The organism is Geodermatophilus sp. SYSU D00703 (assembly GCF_054050155.1).
Map to the genome: position 1 here is coordinate 31,595 of NZ_JBJGYU010000012.1, position 16,577 is coordinate 48,171.

Annotated in this window: 19 protein-coding genes; 5 read left to right on the forward strand and 14 right to left on the reverse strand. The window is 74.5% G+C overall.

The window, feature by feature from the left end; genetic code table 11:
- Positions 1-40: 40 nt before the first annotated feature.
- The 7 genes from ACI782_RS13475 to ACI782_RS13505 all read right to left on the reverse strand — a co-directional run bounded on the left by ACI782_RS13475 (position 41) and on the right by ACI782_RS13505 (position 5,554).
- Positions 41-814: an amino acid ABC transporter ATP-binding protein gene (locus ACI782_RS13475; RefSeq protein ID WP_456909952.1), complete on the reverse strand. Its 774-nt coding sequence runs from the start codon at positions 812-814 to the stop codon at positions 41-43.
- On the reverse strand, positions 811-1,776 hold the full coding sequence (locus ACI782_RS13480; protein ID WP_456909954.1) for an amino acid ABC transporter permease: 966 nt from the start codon (positions 1,774-1,776) through the stop codon (positions 811-813). The genes ACI782_RS13475 and ACI782_RS13480 overlap by 4 nt, the downstream gene beginning before the upstream one ends.
- Before the next feature lie 15 nt (positions 1,777-1,791).
- A complete protein-coding gene (locus tag ACI782_RS13485; protein WP_456909956.1) occupies positions 1,792-2,739 on the reverse strand; it encodes an ABC transporter substrate-binding protein in 948 nt (315 codons plus the stop codon).
- Between the two features lie 115 nt (positions 2,740-2,854).
- On the reverse strand, positions 2,855-3,415 hold the full coding sequence (locus ACI782_RS13490; protein WP_456909958.1) for a hypothetical protein: 561 nt from the start codon (positions 3,413-3,415) through the stop codon (positions 2,855-2,857).
- Entirely contained in the window at positions 3,412-4,305 is an 894-nt protein-coding gene (locus ACI782_RS13495; protein WP_456909960.1) for a mechanosensitive ion channel family protein, read from the reverse strand. Before ACI782_RS13495 ends, ACI782_RS13490 begins: the two co-directional genes overlap by 4 nt.
- Positions 4,306-4,354: 49 nt before the next feature.
- The gene (locus tag ACI782_RS13500; protein WP_456909962.1) at positions 4,355-5,158 is read right to left on the reverse strand and encodes a thioesterase family protein; all 804 of its coding nucleotides are present in this window, start codon (positions 5,156-5,158) and stop codon (positions 4,355-4,357) included.
- 21 nt (positions 5,159-5,179) lie between these two features.
- Positions 5,180-5,554: a hypothetical protein gene (locus tag ACI782_RS13505; RefSeq protein ID WP_456909964.1), complete on the reverse strand. Its 375-nt coding sequence runs from the start codon at positions 5,552-5,554 to the stop codon at positions 5,180-5,182.
- A gap of 290 nt (positions 5,555-5,844) precedes the next feature.
- On the opposite strand from ACI782_RS13505, the gene ACI782_RS13510 reads away from it, so the two are divergent.
- From ACI782_RS13510 to ACI782_RS13525, 4 genes are all read left to right on the forward strand, one after another.
- A complete protein-coding gene (locus tag ACI782_RS13510) occupies positions 5,845-7,611 on the forward strand; it encodes a BCCT family transporter (protein ID WP_456909965.1) in 1,767 nt (588 codons plus the stop codon).
- Positions 7,612-7,672: 61 nt separating this feature from the next.
- A complete protein-coding gene (locus ACI782_RS13515; protein WP_456909967.1) occupies positions 7,673-8,080 on the forward strand; it encodes a VOC family protein in 408 nt (135 codons plus the stop codon).
- Complete coding sequence (locus tag ACI782_RS13520) at positions 8,077-8,595, forward strand: hypothetical protein (RefSeq protein ID WP_456909969.1); 519 nt, start codon at positions 8,077-8,079, stop codon at positions 8,593-8,595. The genes ACI782_RS13515 and ACI782_RS13520 overlap by 4 nt, the downstream gene beginning before the upstream one ends.
- A 37-nt stretch (positions 8,596-8,632) precedes the next feature.
- Positions 8,633-9,622, forward strand: a complete 990-nt coding sequence (locus ACI782_RS13525) for an EamA family transporter (protein ID WP_456909971.1) — start codon at positions 8,633-8,635, stop codon at positions 9,620-9,622.
- Here the strand turns inward: ACI782_RS13525 and ACI782_RS13530 are convergent.
- Entirely contained in the window at positions 9,592-10,599 is a 1,008-nt protein-coding gene (locus ACI782_RS13530) for an ABC transporter substrate-binding protein (protein ID WP_456909973.1), read from the reverse strand. The two genes, ACI782_RS13525 and ACI782_RS13530, sit on opposite strands and share 31 nt — an antisense overlap.
- A 113-nt stretch (positions 10,600-10,712) precedes the next feature.
- On the opposite strand from ACI782_RS13530, the gene ACI782_RS13535 reads away from it, so the two are divergent.
- The gene (locus tag ACI782_RS13535; protein ID WP_456909975.1) at positions 10,713-11,648 is read left to right on the forward strand and encodes a siderophore-interacting protein; all 936 of its coding nucleotides are present in this window, start codon (positions 10,713-10,715) and stop codon (positions 11,646-11,648) included.
- 87 nt (positions 11,649-11,735) lie between these two features.
- On the opposite strand, the gene ACI782_RS13540 is transcribed toward ACI782_RS13535, so the two are convergent.
- From ACI782_RS13540 to ACI782_RS13565, 6 genes are all read right to left on the reverse strand, one after another.
- On the reverse strand, positions 11,736-12,563 hold the full coding sequence (locus tag ACI782_RS13540) for an ABC transporter ATP-binding protein (RefSeq protein WP_456909977.1): 828 nt from the start codon (positions 12,561-12,563) through the stop codon (positions 11,736-11,738).
- A complete protein-coding gene (locus ACI782_RS13545; protein WP_456909979.1) occupies positions 12,560-13,651 on the reverse strand; it encodes a FecCD family ABC transporter permease in 1,092 nt (363 codons plus the stop codon). The genes ACI782_RS13540 and ACI782_RS13545 overlap by 4 nt, the downstream gene beginning before the upstream one ends.
- Before the next feature lie 73 nt (positions 13,652-13,724).
- Positions 13,725-14,798, reverse strand: coding sequence for a FecCD family ABC transporter permease (locus ACI782_RS13550; protein ID WP_456909981.1), 1,074 nt, complete (start codon positions 14,796-14,798; stop codon positions 13,725-13,727).
- A 68-nt stretch (positions 14,799-14,866) separates the two neighbouring features.
- The gene (locus ACI782_RS13555; RefSeq protein WP_456909983.1) at positions 14,867-15,586 is read right to left on the reverse strand and encodes a mycothiol-dependent nitroreductase Rv2466c family protein; all 720 of its coding nucleotides are present in this window, start codon (positions 15,584-15,586) and stop codon (positions 14,867-14,869) included.
- Positions 15,583-16,077, reverse strand: coding sequence for a glutathione peroxidase (locus tag ACI782_RS13560; protein WP_456909985.1), 495 nt, complete (start codon positions 16,075-16,077; stop codon positions 15,583-15,585). The genes ACI782_RS13555 and ACI782_RS13560 overlap by 4 nt, the downstream gene beginning before the upstream one ends.
- A gap of 90 nt (positions 16,078-16,167) precedes the next feature.
- Entirely contained in the window at positions 16,168-16,572 is a 405-nt protein-coding gene (locus ACI782_RS13565; RefSeq protein ID WP_456909986.1) for a DUF2237 family protein, read from the reverse strand.
- Between the last annotated feature and the right edge of the window lie 5 nt (positions 16,573-16,577).

Genomic DNA, 16,577 nt, shown 5'->3' on the forward strand with positions numbered 1-16,577 from the left:
GGCTCGCGGCGGGACCCCGCAGGGAGCCGCCTGCCCCGGGTCAGAGGACCTTGGACAGGAACGCCCGGCAGCGCGGGTGCTGCGGGTCGGTGAGCACCCGCCGGGGGTCGCCCGCCTCGAGCACCACGCCCTCGTCCATGAAGACCAGCGTGTCGCCCACCTCGCGGGCGAAGCCCATCTCGTGGGTGACGACGACCATCGTCATCCCCGACTCGGCCAGGCCCCGCATGACGTCGAGGACCTCGCCGACCAGCTCCGGGTCCAGCGCCGACGTCGGCTCGTCGAAGAGCATCAGCTTGGGCTCCATCGCCAGGGCCCGGGCGATGGCGACCCGCTGCTGCTGCCCGCCGGAGAGCTGGTTCGGGTAGTTGTGCACCCGCCCGCCGAGCCCCACCCGCTCCAGCAGCTCGACGCCCCGGCGGCGGGCCTCCTCCTTGCGCTGGCCCTTCACCTGGGTCGGCGCCTCGACGACGTTCTCCAGCGCCGTCATGTGGGGGAAGAGGTTGAACCGCTGGAACACCATGCCGATGTCGCGGCGCTGCGCGGCGACCTCCCGGTCGCGCAGCTCGTGCAGCTTGCCGCCCTTCTCGCGGTAGCCCACCAGGTGGCCGTCCACCCACAGCCGGCCGGAGTCGATCTTCTCCAGGTGGTTGATGCAGCGCAGGAACGTCGACTTGCCCGAGCCGGACGGGCCGATGACGCAGACCACCTCGCCCGGGGCCACCTCGAGGTCGATGCCCCGGAGCACCTGGACGGAGCCGAAGGACTTGTGCACGCCCTCGGCCTTGACCATGACCTGCCCGTTCCCGGTCACTTCGAGCTCCCCACGTCGGCGGCCCGACGGGCGGCCCGCTGCGCCCGGGTCTCCCGCGCCCCGAAGCCCCGGCTGAACCGCTTCTCCAGGAAGTACTGGCCGACCATGAGGAGGCTGGTCAGCGCCAGGTACCAGAGGATGGAGGCCACGGCCATCGGGATGATCTGGAACGTCCGGCTGCCGATCGCCCGCAGCTGGAAGTTCAGCTCGCTGGTCACCGGGACGGCGATCAGCAGCGAGGTGTCCTTGAGCATCGCGATCGTCTCGTTGCCGGTCGGCGGGATGATCACGCGCATCGCCTGGGGGAGGACGATCCGGCGCATCGTCTTGCCGCGGCTGAGGCCCAGGGCGCTGGCCGCCTCCGCCTGCCCCGGGTCCACCGACTGGATGCCGGCGCGCACGATCTCGGCCATGTAGGCGCCCTCGGACAGCGCCAGACCCAGCAGGCCGGCGGTGAACCCGGCGAAGATCTGGTTGCCGTTGAGGCCGAACAGCCGCAGGTCGGCGTCGAACCCGAACAGGTCCATCAGCTGCCGGTCGAAGGGGAAGCCGATCTCGTAGGTGGCGTACAGCGCGCCGAGGTTGGCGATGAAGAACAGCAGCACGATCCGGGGGACCGCCCGGAACAGCCAGATGTAGGCCCACGCCGCCCCCGACACGACCGGGTTGGGCGAGAGCCGCATGACCGCCAGGACGATGCCCAGCAGGACCCCCAGCACCATCGCCAGCACGGTCATGATCAACGTCGTCCGTGCCCCGCGGAGGACCGGGGGCGCGAACATGTTGTCGAGCATGAAGTCCCACTGGAACACCGGGTTGGTGGCCAGCATGTGGACGAACATCGCCGCCAGCACGGCGATGACGGCGGTGGCGATCCAGCGACCCGGGTGCCGGACGGGCACCGCCCGGATGTTCTCGGGCGGTGCCGGCCGGGCCGTCGTGTCAGGGGCCTCGGCGGCCATGACGGAGGACTCCGGTCAGCCGACGGTGGGGTTCACCGTCGGGTCGTCGATGGCGCCGTCCTCCACGCCCCACCGCGAGAGCACCTCGGTGTAGGTGCCGTCGTCGATGAGCGCCTGGACGGCGTCGGCCACCGCCTGGGCGAACTCGGCCTGGTCCTGCGCGACGACGTAGCCGTAGGGGGCGGCGTCGTAGATGTCGCCGAGCAGCTCGAGCTGGCCGCCGGTCTGCTGCACCGCGTAGGCCATGATCGGGGAGTCGGCCAGGCCGGCGACCGCGGCGCCGGAGACGATCGCCGCGGTGGCGTCGCTCTGCAGGTCGTACTGGTTGATCGTGATCGGCTCCTCGCCGGCGGCCTCGCAGGCCTCCGAGCGGGCGGTCACGTCGTCGACCTGGACGGTGGCCTTCTGGACGGCGATGGTCAGCCCGCAGGCGTTGTCGGGGTCGACGCCGTCGGGGTTGCCGGCCTTGGTGGCCCACTGGGTGCCGGCCTCGTAGTAGCTGACCATGTTGGCCTGCTGCAGCCGCTCGGGGTTGATCGTGAACGAGGAGACACCCGCCTCGTAGCGCCCCGAGCCCACGCCGGCGATGATCGAGTCGAAGGCGGCGGTCTCGAACTGCGCCTCCAGACCCAGCTTCTGCGCCACGAGGGTGAACAGGTCGACGTCGAAGCCGACGATCGTCTCGCCGTCCTCGGCGATGAACTCGTTCGGCGCGTAGCTGGTGTCGCTGCCGACGGTGATCACACCGTCCTCGGCGATCGCCGCGGGCACGCGGCCGGCGAGGTCCTGGTCGGCCTCGACGCTGGGCAGCGGCTCGCTGGTCGCCGCCGCGCCGCCCCCACCGCCGCCACCGCTCCCGGCGTCCCCGCCGGAGTCGTCCCCGCACCCGGCGAGGACGAGGGTGAGGCCGGCGGCGGCAGCGACTGCCGCCCGTCCGCGCCGGGTCAGGGGTCGGATGGCCACGGGTGTCTCCCTCCTCGGGCACCTGCGGGTTCGAGGTGCGGAGTGTTGATCCTGCCCTGCGCGGCGCGGGTGTGGCGTGCCGCGTCTCCTTGCAGGTGACCGCGCGTGGCGGCCGTCACGGCTCGGTGGCGTCGGACGGCGTCGCGGGACCCGTGGTGAGCGGCGACTGCGTCGGCTCCGGCTCCTCCTCGACGGCCGGCGGCTCCTCCTCGGTCGTCGGCGTGGGCTCCTCCTCGGGCGCCTCCTCCGGCGTCCTCGCCGGCGCCGAGGGGGTCCGCGACGGGGTCGGAGTCGTGGTCTCCGGCGCGGTGGTGGGCTCGCCGGTCTCCGTCGGCTCCGTGGTCTCCGTCGGCGCGCTGGTCTCGGCCGGCTCCGCCGGTTCCGTCGGCTGGCCGGTCTCCGGCGCGGGCACGCTGGTGCCGCCGGCCGGGTCGACCGAGGTGGACGCGGTCGACTCGGGCCGGACGTACAGGTAGAGCGTGCCGATCGCCAGGAACAGGACGGCGAGGACGACGGTCGACGTCCGCGCGCGGCCGAGGTGGTGGGGCACCGCCGACCACCAGCGCCGCCGCAGGTCGATGGGCGGCGCGGTGCTGACCGCGGGCGCCTCGCCGGTGCTCAGCGGGGGCATCTGGTGCGTGGCGTCGGGGCCGCCGTCGCTGTGCCGCGGGGTCACCGGGCACCGTCCCCGCCGGCGCCGGAGAGCTCGGTCGACGTGGCCGCGGTCGGAGCCGGCAGGTTCATGCCCTGGCGGTGGAAGGACAGCACGATGCGGGCGCGCAGGTCGCGGCCCACCTCGAACTGCTTGCCCGGCAGCGTGCGGGCGACCATGCGGACGTTGACCTGTTCGAGGTCGAGCGTCTCGACGCCCATGACGCTGGGCGGGTCGAGCAGCAGCGGGCGCATCCGGGCGTCGCGGAACGCGTCGGCGCCGACCTCGCGGAGGATCTCGTTGACCCGGTTGACGTCCATCGACGTCGGCACCGGGACGTCGATGACGGCCCGGGCCCAGTCGCGGGAGAGGTTGGTGACCTTGACGATCTGCCCGTTCGGGAGGGTGACCACCTCGCCGTTGGGCGAGCGCAGCCGGGTGACCCGGAGCGTGACGTCCTCGATGGTGCCGGTGGCCTCGTCGCCGCCGCCGACCACCTGGATGGAGACGACGTCGCCGAAGCCGTACTGCCGCTCGGTGATGATGAAGAACCCGGCCAGGACGTCACCGACGACCCGCTGCGCACCGAAACCGAGCCCGACGCCGAGCACGGTCGCCGGGGCCACCAGGCCGCCGATGGGGATGCCGGCCCGGTCGAGGACGAAGAAGACGCCGATCGCGTAGATCAGCACGATCAGCGTCCAGGTGATGACCTGGGTCAGTGAGTGCCGGTGCTTGGCGGCCTCTGAGCGGACGAGCGCGTCGCCGCCCGTGGCCCGGGCGTCGATGCGGGAGGTGATCCGCTCCCCGCCCCAGGCGACGAAGCGGGCCAGCAGCACCGAGCCCAGCAGGATGAGGACGATCTCCAGCCCGCGGCCGGCGAGCCAGGTGAGGAGTGTGTCGAGAGGGGCCATCACGTCCCAGCCTCACCGAGTCCGCGCGCTCGCGCCAATGTGGGTCGCCTCACCGGGACTCGACGAACAGCGACTGCGCGGACCGACCGATCCGCCCGGTGGTGTCGTAGAGGTCGGCGAAGCACTGCGCGGCGCCGGCCGGACCGATCGTCGTGGCCGCGTCCAGGCCCAGCCAGTCGCCCGCGGGCGGGCGCACCAGCGCGACGGTGAGGTCGACGTTGGCGAACGTCGCGCGGGTCCAGTCCAGGACGGCGGAGATGCCGCTGGCCGCGTCGGTCATGACCAGCAGGTGCTGCAGCGGCGTCATCGGCTCGCCGTCCACCAGGGTGCACAGCGGGCGGGTCCAGGCCGCCGCGGGGCCGGGGGCGTTGAACGAGCCCGCGGCGAACCGCCACTCGAGGGCGCGGTGGTAGGCGACGTCCGTGGTGAAGAAGTCGGCCGTCTCCGGGCGGCTCCGGTCCGGGCCGGGGATGGCCGGGCCGGGCTGAGGGGTGGGGGCGGGCCGGGGTGTGACGTCCGACTCGTCGGCGCGCATCCGCCACGCGGTCAGCCGCATGAGCGCCCGGTCGGCGCCGCCGGCCGTGAGCACCGCCTCCACCAGCTCGATCCGCCGGCCGGGCCGCAGCACCCGCGCGCTCACCGCGACCGGGCCGACCGGGACGGGGCCGAGGATGTCGAAGGCCAGCCGGACGGTCTGCCCGCCGGCGATCCCGCTCGCCCGCTCCGCCTCGCGGGCCAGCAGCGCCGCGGGCGGGCCGGCGTGCTGCAGACCCGGGTCCCAGGGGCCGATGGTCAGTGCGGTGGCGCGGTAGCCGCCGTCTACCGGTTCGTACAGCGCTGCGGGCAGGTCCATGCGGGCAGTCTCGCCGTCCGGTCACCCGCCGGAACGCCGGGTCTCCCAGACGGCGAAGGCGGCCCAGGCCGCGGCCGCGACGGCGGCCGTGATCCACAGCCAGCGCAGCTCACCGGCGGGGTCGGACAGGGCCAGGAGGACGGCGACGACGAACACCGCGCCGGCCAGGGGCGGCAGCCGCAGCAGGTGCCCGAGCGTGTCCGGGCCGGGGACGGTGAGGAAGACCACGACGGCCGCGACGAGGAGGAAGCCGCACAGGCCGCCCAGGAACAGCGCGGTGACCCCGAACTCGCCGGGCAGCACCAGCGAGGCCAGGACGCCGAGGGCGGCGCCCACCCCCAACCCGACCAGCAGTCTCCGGCGTCGGGACGACCACGGGGGCCGGGCCTCGGTCACGGTGCTGTCCTCCCCGGGTAGGTCCGCGGCACGTCCCGGGTGTGCCCGGGTGACCGTGTGGGCACACAGGGCCCGACCGCCCTGCAGCGGTCTCGCTCAGATCACGGCGAGTTTGCACCCCGCCGTCCGCGTGCGGACGGTGGAGGGGTTGCCGTCGGCCTCCTCGGGGCGCCGTCGGCGGGTCCGTCGTCGATCGAGAGGGAGGAGCGCCGGCACCGGCGCCACGCACCACAGTGACGAGTACACCAGCGACACCGAGTCCGTCCGCCGACACCGAGCCCCACCCGGCCGTGGCCCCGCCGCCACCGCTGCCCGCGGACCGCGGCGCCTCCCTCGACCGCGCGGTCTTCGGTGTCGCCGCCGTCGTCGCGCTGGCGTTCGTCGCCTGGGGCTTCCTGACCCCGGAGGGCCTCGGCGCGGCCAGCGGCACCGCGCTGGAGTGGGTGGAGACCAACCTCGGCTGGCTGTTCGTGCTGCTGGCGTCGGCCTTCGTGGTCTACGTGCTGTGGCTGGCCGCCGGGCGGTACGGCCGCATCCCGCTCGGCCGGGACGACGAGGCGCCGGAGTTCCGCACGGTCTCGTGGGTCGCGATGATGTTCAGCGCCGGCATGGGCATCGGCCTGATGTTCTTCGGCGTCAGCGAGCCGCTGTCCCACTACGTCTCCCCGCCGCCGCGGACGGTGGCGGCCGAGACGCCCGAGGCGGTGCAGACGGCGATGGCGACGACGATGTTCCACTGGTCGCTGCACCCGTGGGCGATCTACGCCGTGGTCGGGCTGGCGATCGCCTACGGCACGTTCCGGCGGGGCCGGCGGCAGCTGATCAGCGCCGCCTTCGCCCCGCTCTTCGGCACCCGGCGCACCGAGGGCTGGGCGGGGAAGACGATCGACGTCCTCGCCATCTTCGCGACGCTGTTCGGATCGGCGGCCTCGCTGGGCCTGGGCGCGCTGCAGATCGGCAGCGGGGCGGAGGTCCTCGGCTGGGCCGGGGACCTCGGCAACGGCCTGCTCGTGGTGGTCATCGCCGTCCTGACCGCGGCGTTCGTCGCGTCGGCGGTCTCCGGCGTCGCCAAGGGCATCCAGTGGCTGGCCAACACGAACATGGTCCTGGCCCTCGTCCTGGCCGTGTTCGTGTTCGTGGCCGGCCCGACCGTGTTCACCCTCAACCTGCTGCCGACCACGATCGGCACCTACTTCAGCGACCTGGGCCGGATCGCCGCGCGCACCGAGGCCACGGGCGGCGATGCCATGGCCACCTGGCTGCGGGGCTGGACGGTCTTCTACTGGGCCTGGTGGATCAGCTGGACGCCGTTCGTCGGGCTGTTCATCGCGCGGATCAGCCGCGGCCGCACCATCCGGCAGTTCGTCACCGGCGTGCTGCTGGTGCCCAGCGTGGTCAGCCTCGTCTGGTTCGCCGTCTTCGGCGGGGCGGGCATCGCCGCGCAGCGCGGCGGCGTGGACGTCGCCGGCCAGGCGACCGCGGAGGGCCAGCTGTTCGGCGTCCTGGAGACCTTCCCGCTCTCCACGGTGATGACCGTGCTGGTCATGGCCCTGGTGGCGATCTTCTTCGTGTCGGGCGCCGACGCCGCGTCGATCGTGATGGGCTCGCTGTCCGAGCGCGGGACGCTCTCCCCGAGCCGTGGGACGGTGGTCTTCTGGGGCGTGGTCATGGGTGCGGTGGCCGCGATCATGCTGCTGGTCGGCGGCGACGAGGCGCTCACCGGCCTGCAGAACCTCACGATCATCGCGGCGCTGCCGTTCGCCCTGGTGATGGTGGGTCTGGCGGTGTCGCTGGCCAAGGACGTGCGCTCGGACCCGATGGTGCTGCGCCGCACGGTCGCGGCCGAGGCGGTGGAGCAGGCCGTCGTCGAGGGGATCACCAAGCACGGCGAGGACTTCGTCCTGGTGGTGGAGCCGGCGCCGGACGCCGACGGCGACGGCGTGCCGGACACCGCCACGGGGACCACCGCGGTCCAGGTAGAGGAGCGCCGGTCGTCCGACGGCGACCGGCGGGTGCGGGACGTCGGCTCCCCGGTGCCCGGCAGCGACCGCCGATGAGTTCCGCCGGCCGGCCCCGTCCTACTCGCGACGGGGCCGGCCGGGCCCCCGGACGACGGGAGTGACCACCGTGCGGATGATCTTCGTGAACCTGCCCGTGAGCGACCTGGCCGCGGCGAAGACCTTCTACGGCGGCCTCGGGTTCTCCTTCAACGAGCAGTTCTCCGACGAGCGGACCGCCTCGGTGGTGATCGACGAGAACATCGTGGTGATGCTGCTGACCCGGGACCGCTTCGCCGACTTCGTCACCGGCGAGGTGGGCGACCCCGCCGCGGCGACCACGCAGCTCACCGCGCTCTCGGCCGGCAGCCGCGAGGAGGTCGACCAGCTGGTGGAGCGCGCCCTGGCGAACGGCGGCAAGCCCTGGAAGCCGTCCCAGGACCACGGGTTCATGTACGGCGCCAGCTTCACCGACCCGGACGGCCACGTCTGGGAGGCCGTCTGGGTGGACCCCGCGCACGTGCAGTGACCGGGGTCCTCGCCGAGGTCTTCCCCGCGGCGGCACCCCGGCCGGAGCTGGCCGGCCGGCTCGGGCTGTTCGCGCCGCTCATCGGCAGCTGGGACCTCCGGGTCGTCGACGTCGCGGCCGACGGCAGCGAGAGCGTCCGGGACGGCGAGTGGCACTTCGGCTGGGCGCTCGACGGACGGGCGGTGGCTGACGTCTGGATCAGCCCGTCCCGGGTCGCCCGCGCGGCCGGCGCGCCCGACGGCGAGTGGGGGCTGAGCCTGCGGTTCTGGGACGAGGCGCTGGGCGCGTACCGGTCGACGTGGCACGGGCCGCAGCGCGGCTGGGTGATCCCGTTCACCGCCCGTCCCACCGCCGACGGGCTGGCCCTGGAGGGCGAGCGGGACGGCACGCGGCTGCGCTGGGTGTTCTCCGCGGTCGGCGCGGACTCCTTCCGCTGGCGCGCCGAGGAGGACGCCGACGGCGCGGGCTACCGGGTCCGGCAGCGCTTCGAGGCCACGCGGGTCCCGAGCCGGTAGGGGGCTCGGGTCGTTTCGGGGACTACATTGGGCTCCCGTGCCCCGTCCCGCCCTCGGATACGCCACCACCGTCGCCGCCGCGGGGTTCTTCGCGGTCAACGGCACGGTCTCCACGCTCGCGCTGCAGGCCGGCCTGCCCTCGACCCGGCTGACCGCGCTGCGCTGCGCCGGGGCGGCCGTGGGGCTGCTCGCCGTCCTCGCCGTCACCGCGCCCCAGCGGCTGCGGCTGACCCGGCGGGAGGTGCCGTTCCTCGCCGTCTTCGGCGTGGTCGGCATCGCGCTGACCCAGTTCCTCTACTACGTGGCGATCGGCCGGCTGCCGGTCGGCGTGGCGCTGGTGTTCGAGCTGACCGCGCCGGTGTTGATCGCGCTCTACGTGTGGCTGGTCCGCGGGGAACGGGTGCACGGCCGGGTGTGGGGCGCGCTGCTGCTGACGCTGGCGGGGCTGGTCCTCGTGGCCGAGGTCTGGCAGGGCGGCGGCTCTCTCGACCCGCTCGGCGTGGCCGCGGCCCTGGCCGCCGCGGTGTGCCTGGCGACGTACTACCTGATGGGGGAGCGGGGCACGACCACCCGTGACCCGGTGGCGCTGACCTGCTGGAGCTTCGTGGCCGCCGCGCTGTTCTGGTCGGTGGCGGCGCCGTGGTCGACGTTCGACACCGCGGTGCTGGCGGAGACGGTGCCGGTGTCCGTCGGCTCGCTGGAGCTCCCGCTGTGGGTGCTCGTCGCCTGGATCGTCGTCCTGGGGGCGATGGTGCCGTTCTGGCTGTCGATCACGGCGCTGGGGCACCTCTCGCCGACGACGGCGGGGCTGGTCGCCACGGTCGAGCCGGTGCTCGCCTCCGGGGTGGCCTGGCTGTGGGTGGAGCAGGTGCTCTCGGGCTGGCAGGTGCTCGGCGGTCTCGTCGTCCTCGTGGGGATCGGGCTGGCGCAGACCGCGCGGGCGCAGCGGAGCGGGAGGGACGCGTCTCCCGCGCCCTCCCCCTCCGCTGCGGTCGCTCAGGTGAGCTTGCGCGCCGCGGAGAGGTAGCCGGCGAGCTCCTGCATGTACCCGGCCTGGGCGGCGTAGTCCATCCCGAGGTACTTCCACGGGTACAGCTGTCCGTTCTGCACCGCGGGCAGCAGCGCGGCGGTCGGCTGGGCCGCGTACTCCTCCGGCGACATGCTCAGGCGCAGCGAGTAGAGGATCACGTCGCTCGGGTGGTCCGGGACCTCCTCCCAGCCGACGTCGTGCCAGAAGAAGCCGTCGCCGCCCGGGTCGACGAACTGCACGCCGAGGTCCTGGTAGAGGTGCAGCGAGGGGTCGTCGGGGGCCTTGGCCATCCACCAGCCGTCGCTCGGGGACGCGTACACCGGCAGCACCGTCACGCCGCTCGCCGCGGCCTCGGTCAGCGCGGCGGACGCCGCCTCGTAGTCCCCCCGCGCGGCGCTGACCAGCTCGTCGTCGGTGCCGATGGACTCGGCCAGCTCGAGGGTGCGCTCGATGACGTCGGCGGCCGAGCCGCGCCAGGCGATCGCGACGATCGGCGCGATCGCGGCGACCTGTTCCTGCTGCTCGAGCGACTCGAAGCCGTACATCGGCTGGGCCTCGTCGATGGTGCCGGCGGAGTCGATCGGGTAGACCGCGGTCACGATGAGGTCGGGGTCGGCGGCGGCCAGCGCCTCGAGGTCGATCTGGCCGTAGCTGGTGCCGACGATCGCCAGCTCGCTGAGGTCCTTGCCCGCGAAGGCGACGTCCTCCTCGGCGGAGGTCTGCCCCCAGGAGCCGACCGGCTCGACGCCGTAGTTCCACAGCGAGGAGATCACGTCGTTCAGCCCGGCGACGCGGGTCGGGGCCTCGTCGAGCTCGATGGTGTTGCCCAGGTCGTCGGTGAACTCCCAGCCGCCCTCCTCCGAGGCGCCGGCGCCGGCTGGCTCGGCGGGGTCGTCGCCGGCGCAGCCGGAGGCCGCGAGCAGTGCGGCCAGGGTGAGGGAGGCGCCGATCAGGCGGCGCGGCGTGCGGTGCAACGGTTCTCCTCGCAGGTCGGGACCGGGGTGTTCCCCCGGAGCGCGGCACAGGTTAGCCTTGCCTTAGTCGGGTGGCGCAACGGGCTGGCCCGCCGGAGATCGGAGCGCTGGCCGTGACGTCGACCGTGCAGCCGGAGGTCGTGACCGCCCCGGGGTGGGCCTTCTTCGAGGCGACCGTCGCCGCGGTGCGGCGGCTCGGGCCGAGCTTCCTGCGCCTGACGCTGGCCGGCCCGGAGCTCACCGGGTTCGGGGTCGCCGGCGACGACCAGCGGTTCAAGCTGGTCCTGGCGCGCGACCCGGTCGGCCTGCGCCGGCTGAGGGACTGCGGCTCGGCCTGGTACCCGGAGTACTGCGCGATGCCGGAGCAGCAGCGGCCGCACATCCGCACCTACACGGTGCGCGCCGCCCGGCCCGAGCTCGGCGAGGTCGACGTCGACGTCGTCCTGCACGGCATCGAGGACGGCCACGCCGGCCTGGCCGCGCGCTGGGCGGCCTCCGCCGCGTCGGGCGACCGCGTCGTCCTGCTGGGCCCCGACCGGCCGGGGCGCGGCCGCATGTGGGGCGTGGAGTGGGCGCCCCCCGCGGCGGCGCGCTCGCTGCTGCTGGCCGGCGACGAGACCGCGGTCCCCGCGGTGTGCGCGATCCTCGAGGGGCTGGCCGCTGGGCCGGCCACGCGGACGGTGACCGCGCTGCTGGAGGTGCCGACCGCGGGCGACGCGCTGAACGTCGCCCTGCCCGCGGGGGTCACCGTGCGCTGGCTGCCGCGGGAGGGCGCGGCCCGCGGCACGCTGCTGGTGCCCGCGGTGCACGCCGCCCTCTGCGAGCTGGGCGTCGCCTCCGGGCGGCCGGCAGACCTGGAGGACGTCGACGTGGACGCCGAGCTGCTGTGGGAGGTGCCCGAGGGGGACGCCGCCGCCGGCTGCTACGCCTGGCTGGCCGGTGAGGCCGGTGTCGTGAAGCAGTTGCGCCGCCGCCTGGTCGGCGACCTCGGCGTCCCGCGGAGCGCGGTGGCGTTCATGGGCTATTGGCGGCAGGGCGTTGCCGGCTAGCCCGGCCCGCCCGACAGCGGTATCGGAAGCGATACCCGCGTGTGAGGCTGCTGGACGCCGGTATCGCTTCCGATACCGGCGGTCGGCTCAGCGGAGGCGGCGGACCGGCACCACCATCGGCGTCCCGGCCACCGGGTCGGGCACGATCCGCGCCTCGAGGTCGAACACGTCGGCCAGCAGCCGCTCGGTGAGCACCTCCGCCGGCGTGCCCGAGGCGACGAGGACGCCGTCCTTCATCGCCACCAGCCGCTGGGCGTACCGCGCCGCCAGGTTCAGGTCGTGCAGCACCACCGCGACCGTGCGCCCGCGCTCGGTGTGCAGCCGGCTGACCAGCTCCAGGACGTCGATCTGGTGGGAGAGGTCCAGGTAGGTGGTCGGCTCGTCGAGCAGCAGCAGGTCGGTGCCCTGCGCGAGTGCCATCGAGATCCACGCGCGCTGGCGCTGACCGCCGGAGAGGGCGTCGACCGGGCGCTCGGCGAGCTCGGACATGTCGGTCCACGCCAGGGCCTCGGCGACGGCGGCCTCGTCACCGCGCGACCACTGCTTGAGCCACGACTGGTGCGGGTGCCGGCCGCGGGCGACCAGGTCGGCCACGGTGAGCCCCTCGGGCGCGATCGGCGTCTGCGGCAGCAGGCCGAGCACCTTGGCGACCTCGCGGGTCGGCGTCTTCGCGATGGCGTGCCCGTCGAGCAGCACCTGCCCCTCGGTCGGCCGCAGCAGCCGGCCCAGCGCCCGCAGCAGGGTGGACTTGCCGCAGCCGTTGGGGCCGACGATCGCGGTGAACGAGCCGTCGGTGAGCTGCAGGTCCAGACCCCGTACGACGACCCGGTCGTCGTAGGCCAGGCTGACCGACTCGGCGGCGAGACGGACCGGTCCGGCCTCGATGGGGGGCGCGTGGGACAGGGTGCTGGTCACAGCGTGGATCGCCGCCTTCCACGGACGAGGAGCCAGAGCAGGTAGGGCGCGCCGACCACGGCGGTGAGGATGCCGACCGGCAGGGCCTCGGGCAGGACGGTGCGGGTCAGCAGGTCCGCACCGAGGACCAGAGCCGCGCCGAGCAGCCCGGAGGCGAGCAGCGGCGGCCGCGAGCCCCCGGCCAGCCGGACGGCGATCTGCGGCACGACCAGGGCGACGTAGGAGATCGGCCCCGCGGCGGAGACGGCGGCCGCGGTGAGCGCCACCGCGACGAGGACCACCCCGGCCTGGGTGGCGGCCAACCGCAGCCCCAGGCCGCGGGCGGTGTCGTCACCGAACTGCAGCACGGCCAGGGCCCGGCTGGTGGCCAGCGCCGCCGGGAGCAGGACGGCGAGGGCGAGTGCGAGCGGCACCGCCTGGCCCCAGGTGCGCGCGTTGAGCGAGCCGGTGATCCAGACGTAGGCGGCCGCCGCGTCGAAGATCTCCGCGCGGGTGAGCAGCCAGTCGGTGAGCGCCGAGGCGACCGCCCACAGGGCGATGCCGACGAGGACCAGGCGGTAGCCGTCGACGCCGCGGCGCCAGGCCAGCCCGAACAGCAGGACGCCGGTGACCAGGGCCCCGACCAGGGCCGCCAGCGGGACGCCGAGCCCGCCGAGCAGCCCCGTCGCACCGGCGCCGCCGCCCAGGACGATCGCCGCCACCGCGCCGACCGACGCCCCCTGGGTGATGCCGAGGATGTCCGGGGAGGCCAGCGGGTTGCGGGCGAAGGTCTGGAACAGCGCGCCGGCCACACCGAACGCGATGCCGACGAGGGCCCCGACGACGACCCGCGGCGCCCGCAGCTGCAGGACGATGAACTCCTGCCGCTGCTCCCCGAGGCCGACCAGGGTGCGCAGCACGTCGGCCACCCCGATCGGGAAGTCGCCGCGGCCCAGGCTGACCGCGCCGAGCAGGACGGCGGCCACGGCGGCCACCGCGGGGACGCTCAGCTGCCGCCAGCGGATGCGGCCGGACAGCGGGCCCAGGCGGACGACGGTCTGCCCGGGGTGCTCGACGGCCTCCCCGCGCCGCTCCACGGTCGCCGTCACGCCGTCGCCTCGCCGGCGCTCGTCGCCCCCGTGCCGGGCCGTGCGCTGCCCGTGCGGCACCCCGCGAGCTCGGTCACGGGCCGGCCAGCCGGCGGCGGCGGATGAGCGCGATGAAGAACGGCGCGCCGAGCAGCGCGAGGACGATGCCGACCTGCACCTCGCCGGGCCGGGCGACGACCCGGCCGACCACGTCGGCGAGGAGCAGGAACGCGGCCCCCAGCAGGCCCGAGCAGGGGATGAGCCAGCGGTGCACCGGACCGGTGAACGCCCGGACCACGTGCGGGACGACCAGCCCGACGAACGCGATCGGCCCGCAGGCGGCGGTGGCCGCGCCGCAGAGCAGCGTCACCGCGGCCAGGCCGACCAGGCGGGCCAGCCAGACCCGCTGGCCCAGCCCGCGGGCGACGTCCTCGCCGAGGCCGAGCAGGTCGAGCGCTTGCGCGTTGACCAGCGCCAGGACCACCCCGACCGCGAGGAACGGCGCGACCTGCCAGGCGATGTCGGCGCCGCGGCCGGCCAGCGCCCCCACCACCCAGAAGCGGAAGCTGTCGAGGCTGTCGGCGTCGGTGACGAGGATCGCCCGGACCAGCGCGTACAGCAGCGCCGAGAGCGCGGCGCCGGCCAGGGCGAGGGTCACCGGGGTGGCGCCGCCGCGGCCGACGGAGCCGAGCGCGAAGACCAGGACCGTGCCGACCAGCGCACCGGCGAAGCCGAACCAGACGTAGCCGGCGGGCGTGGTGATGCCGAGCAGCCAGATGGCCAGGACCACGCCGAGCGAGGCCCCGGCGGTGACGCCCAGCAGGCCGGGGTCGCCGAGCGGGTTGCGCGTGTGGCCCTGGGTGAGGGCGCCGGCGACACCGAGTGCCAGGCCGACCATCAGCCCGAGCACGGTGCGCGGCAGCCGCAGCTCGTGGACGATCACCGCTTCCTCGGTGCCCAGGTCGGGGTGGGTCAGGGCCTCCCAGACGGTGCCCAGGCCGATCGAGCGGGTGCCGACCGCGATGCTCAGCGCGGCGGCCAGCGCGACCAGGGCGAGCAGCACGAGGACGGCGAGCAGCCGGCTGCTGCGGCCGCGCAGCAGGCCGGACCGTCGTCGCGGGGCGAGCGCCTCGGGTGCCGGGGGAGCGGCGTCGGTCGTCGAGGACACGAGCGGCTCCTGAGGCGGACGACAGGGGATAGGCGAGCCTCACCTTACCCACTGGACAGCCGGTCCGGTCACCGGTGCTGCCGGCGGCTCCCTCCGTGCCAGTCCTCCTGGCGGCCGACCTCTCCGGGGCGGACGCCGAACGACGGCAGCTGGGGCTGCTCGCGGAGGCTGCGCTTGAGCTCGGCGAACCCCGGGAACCGGGCGAGGGCGACGACGTGGTCCCACAGCTCGAGGGCCTCCGCGTCGCCCGGCAGGCGGCTGATCACCGGGCCGAAGAAGGCGGGGCCGTCGGGCGGGCCGAACTGGAGGATCGGCGTCCCGACGTCCTTGCCGGTCAGGCGGAGCGCCTCGTCGGTCTCGGCCTGGATCTCGGCGTCCCACGACTCGTCGTCCAGGGCGTCGGCGAGGTCGGCCGGGAGTCCGGCGGAGGCCAGGACGGGCAGCACCAGCTCGCGCCGGCCGCGGGACTCGCGGCCGGGGACCTGCTCGGACTCGAAGATGCGCTCGCCCATCGCGGCGTAGAGCGGGTCGAGGGCCTCGGGGCCGTGCTCGGCGCGGGTCCGGGCGGCGACCCGGAGCAGGCGCAGGCCGGCGGTGTGGCCGGCCTCGTAGTCGGGCGGGAACTGCGCGTCGTAGTCGACGTGCCGGTTGAGCAGCCGCAGCGAGATCAGCCGCCACTCGACGGCGACGTCGCGCTGCGCCGACACCCGGCGGACCCACGTGCTGGTCAGCCAGGCGAACGGGCACACCGGGTCGAACCAGAAGTGCAGGTCGGCCCGGGTGCTCACCGGCTCAGGGCCTGTTCGATCGCGTGCCGGACCTCGGGGGCGTCGGGCTGCGTCCGCGGGCGGAACCGGGCCACCACCTCGCCGTCGGCCGACAGCACCCACTTCTCGAAGTTCCACTGGACCTCGCCGGCCTCCCCGCCCGGGTCGGGGGCTTCGGTCAGGCGCTGGAAGAGCGGGTGCGCGCCGGGACCGTTGACCTCGAGCTTGTCGGTCATCGGGAAGGTCACCCCGTAGGTGGCCGAGCAGAAGCCGGCGATCTCCTCCGCCGTGCCCGGCTCCTGACCCATGAACTGGTTGCAGGGGGCGCCGAGGACGGTGAAGCCGCGGGGCCCGTACTCGCGCTGCAGCGCCTCGAGCTGGGTGTACTGGGGCGTGAGACCGCACCGGCTGGCCACGTTCACCACCAGCGCCGCGCGGCCGCCGGTCAGGGCGCCGACGGTGGTCTCCTCGCCCTCCAGGGTTGCCACGGGCAGGTCCAACAGGTCGCTCATGGTTCTCCTCGTCGTGTGAGGCGGTTGGCGGCTCCCTTGCCGGGCCCCGCCGCGAACGTGCGAGTGGTGGGGGGGCAAGGGGGTCCTCTCTCAGTCCAGGCCGCTGAGGTCGTCAGGGACGTCGACCGCATGCTGCCGCAGCGCCTCCATCGGGACGACGTCGAGCGCGCGGGCGTTGGTGGCCGCGAGGACGACGCCGGCGGCCACCCCCGCCTGGTAGGCCTGCAGCCACCGCGCGGCGACCACGCACCAGCGGTCGCCGGGGCGCAGGCCGGGGAAGCCGTACTCCGGGCGGGGGGTGGTGAGGTCGTTCCCCAGTTCGCGCTGCAGGGCGAGGAACTCCGCCGACACCACGGTGCAGACGGTGTGGCTGCCGACGTCGTCCGGCCCGCTGCTGCAGACACCGGTCCGGTAGAAGCCGGTCATCGGGTCGGTGCTGCACGGCCGCAGCGGACCGCCGAGGACGTTCCGGTCGACGTCGCCGGGCTCGCTCATGCGGT

Coding starts and splice junctions, on each gene's coding strand:
- ACI782_RS13480 (WP_456909954.1), bottom strand. CDS start 1,776: ATGGCCGCCGAGGCCCCTGACACGACGGCCCGGCCGGCACCGCCCGAG.
- ACI782_RS13495 (WP_456909960.1), bottom strand. CDS start 4,305: ATGGCCCCTCTCGACACACTCCTCACCTGGCTCGCCGGCCGCGGGCTG.
- ACI782_RS13500 (WP_456909962.1), bottom strand. CDS start 5,158: ATGGACCTGCCCGCAGCGCTGTACGAACCGGTAGACGGCGGCTACCGC.
- ACI782_RS13560 (WP_456909985.1), bottom strand. CDS start 16,077: ATGAGCGACCTGTTGGACCTGCCCGTGGCAACCCTGGAGGGCGAGGAG.
- ACI782_RS13565 (WP_456909986.1), bottom strand. CDS start 16,572: ATGAGCGAGCCCGGCGACGTCGACCGGAACGTCCTCGGCGGTCCGCTG.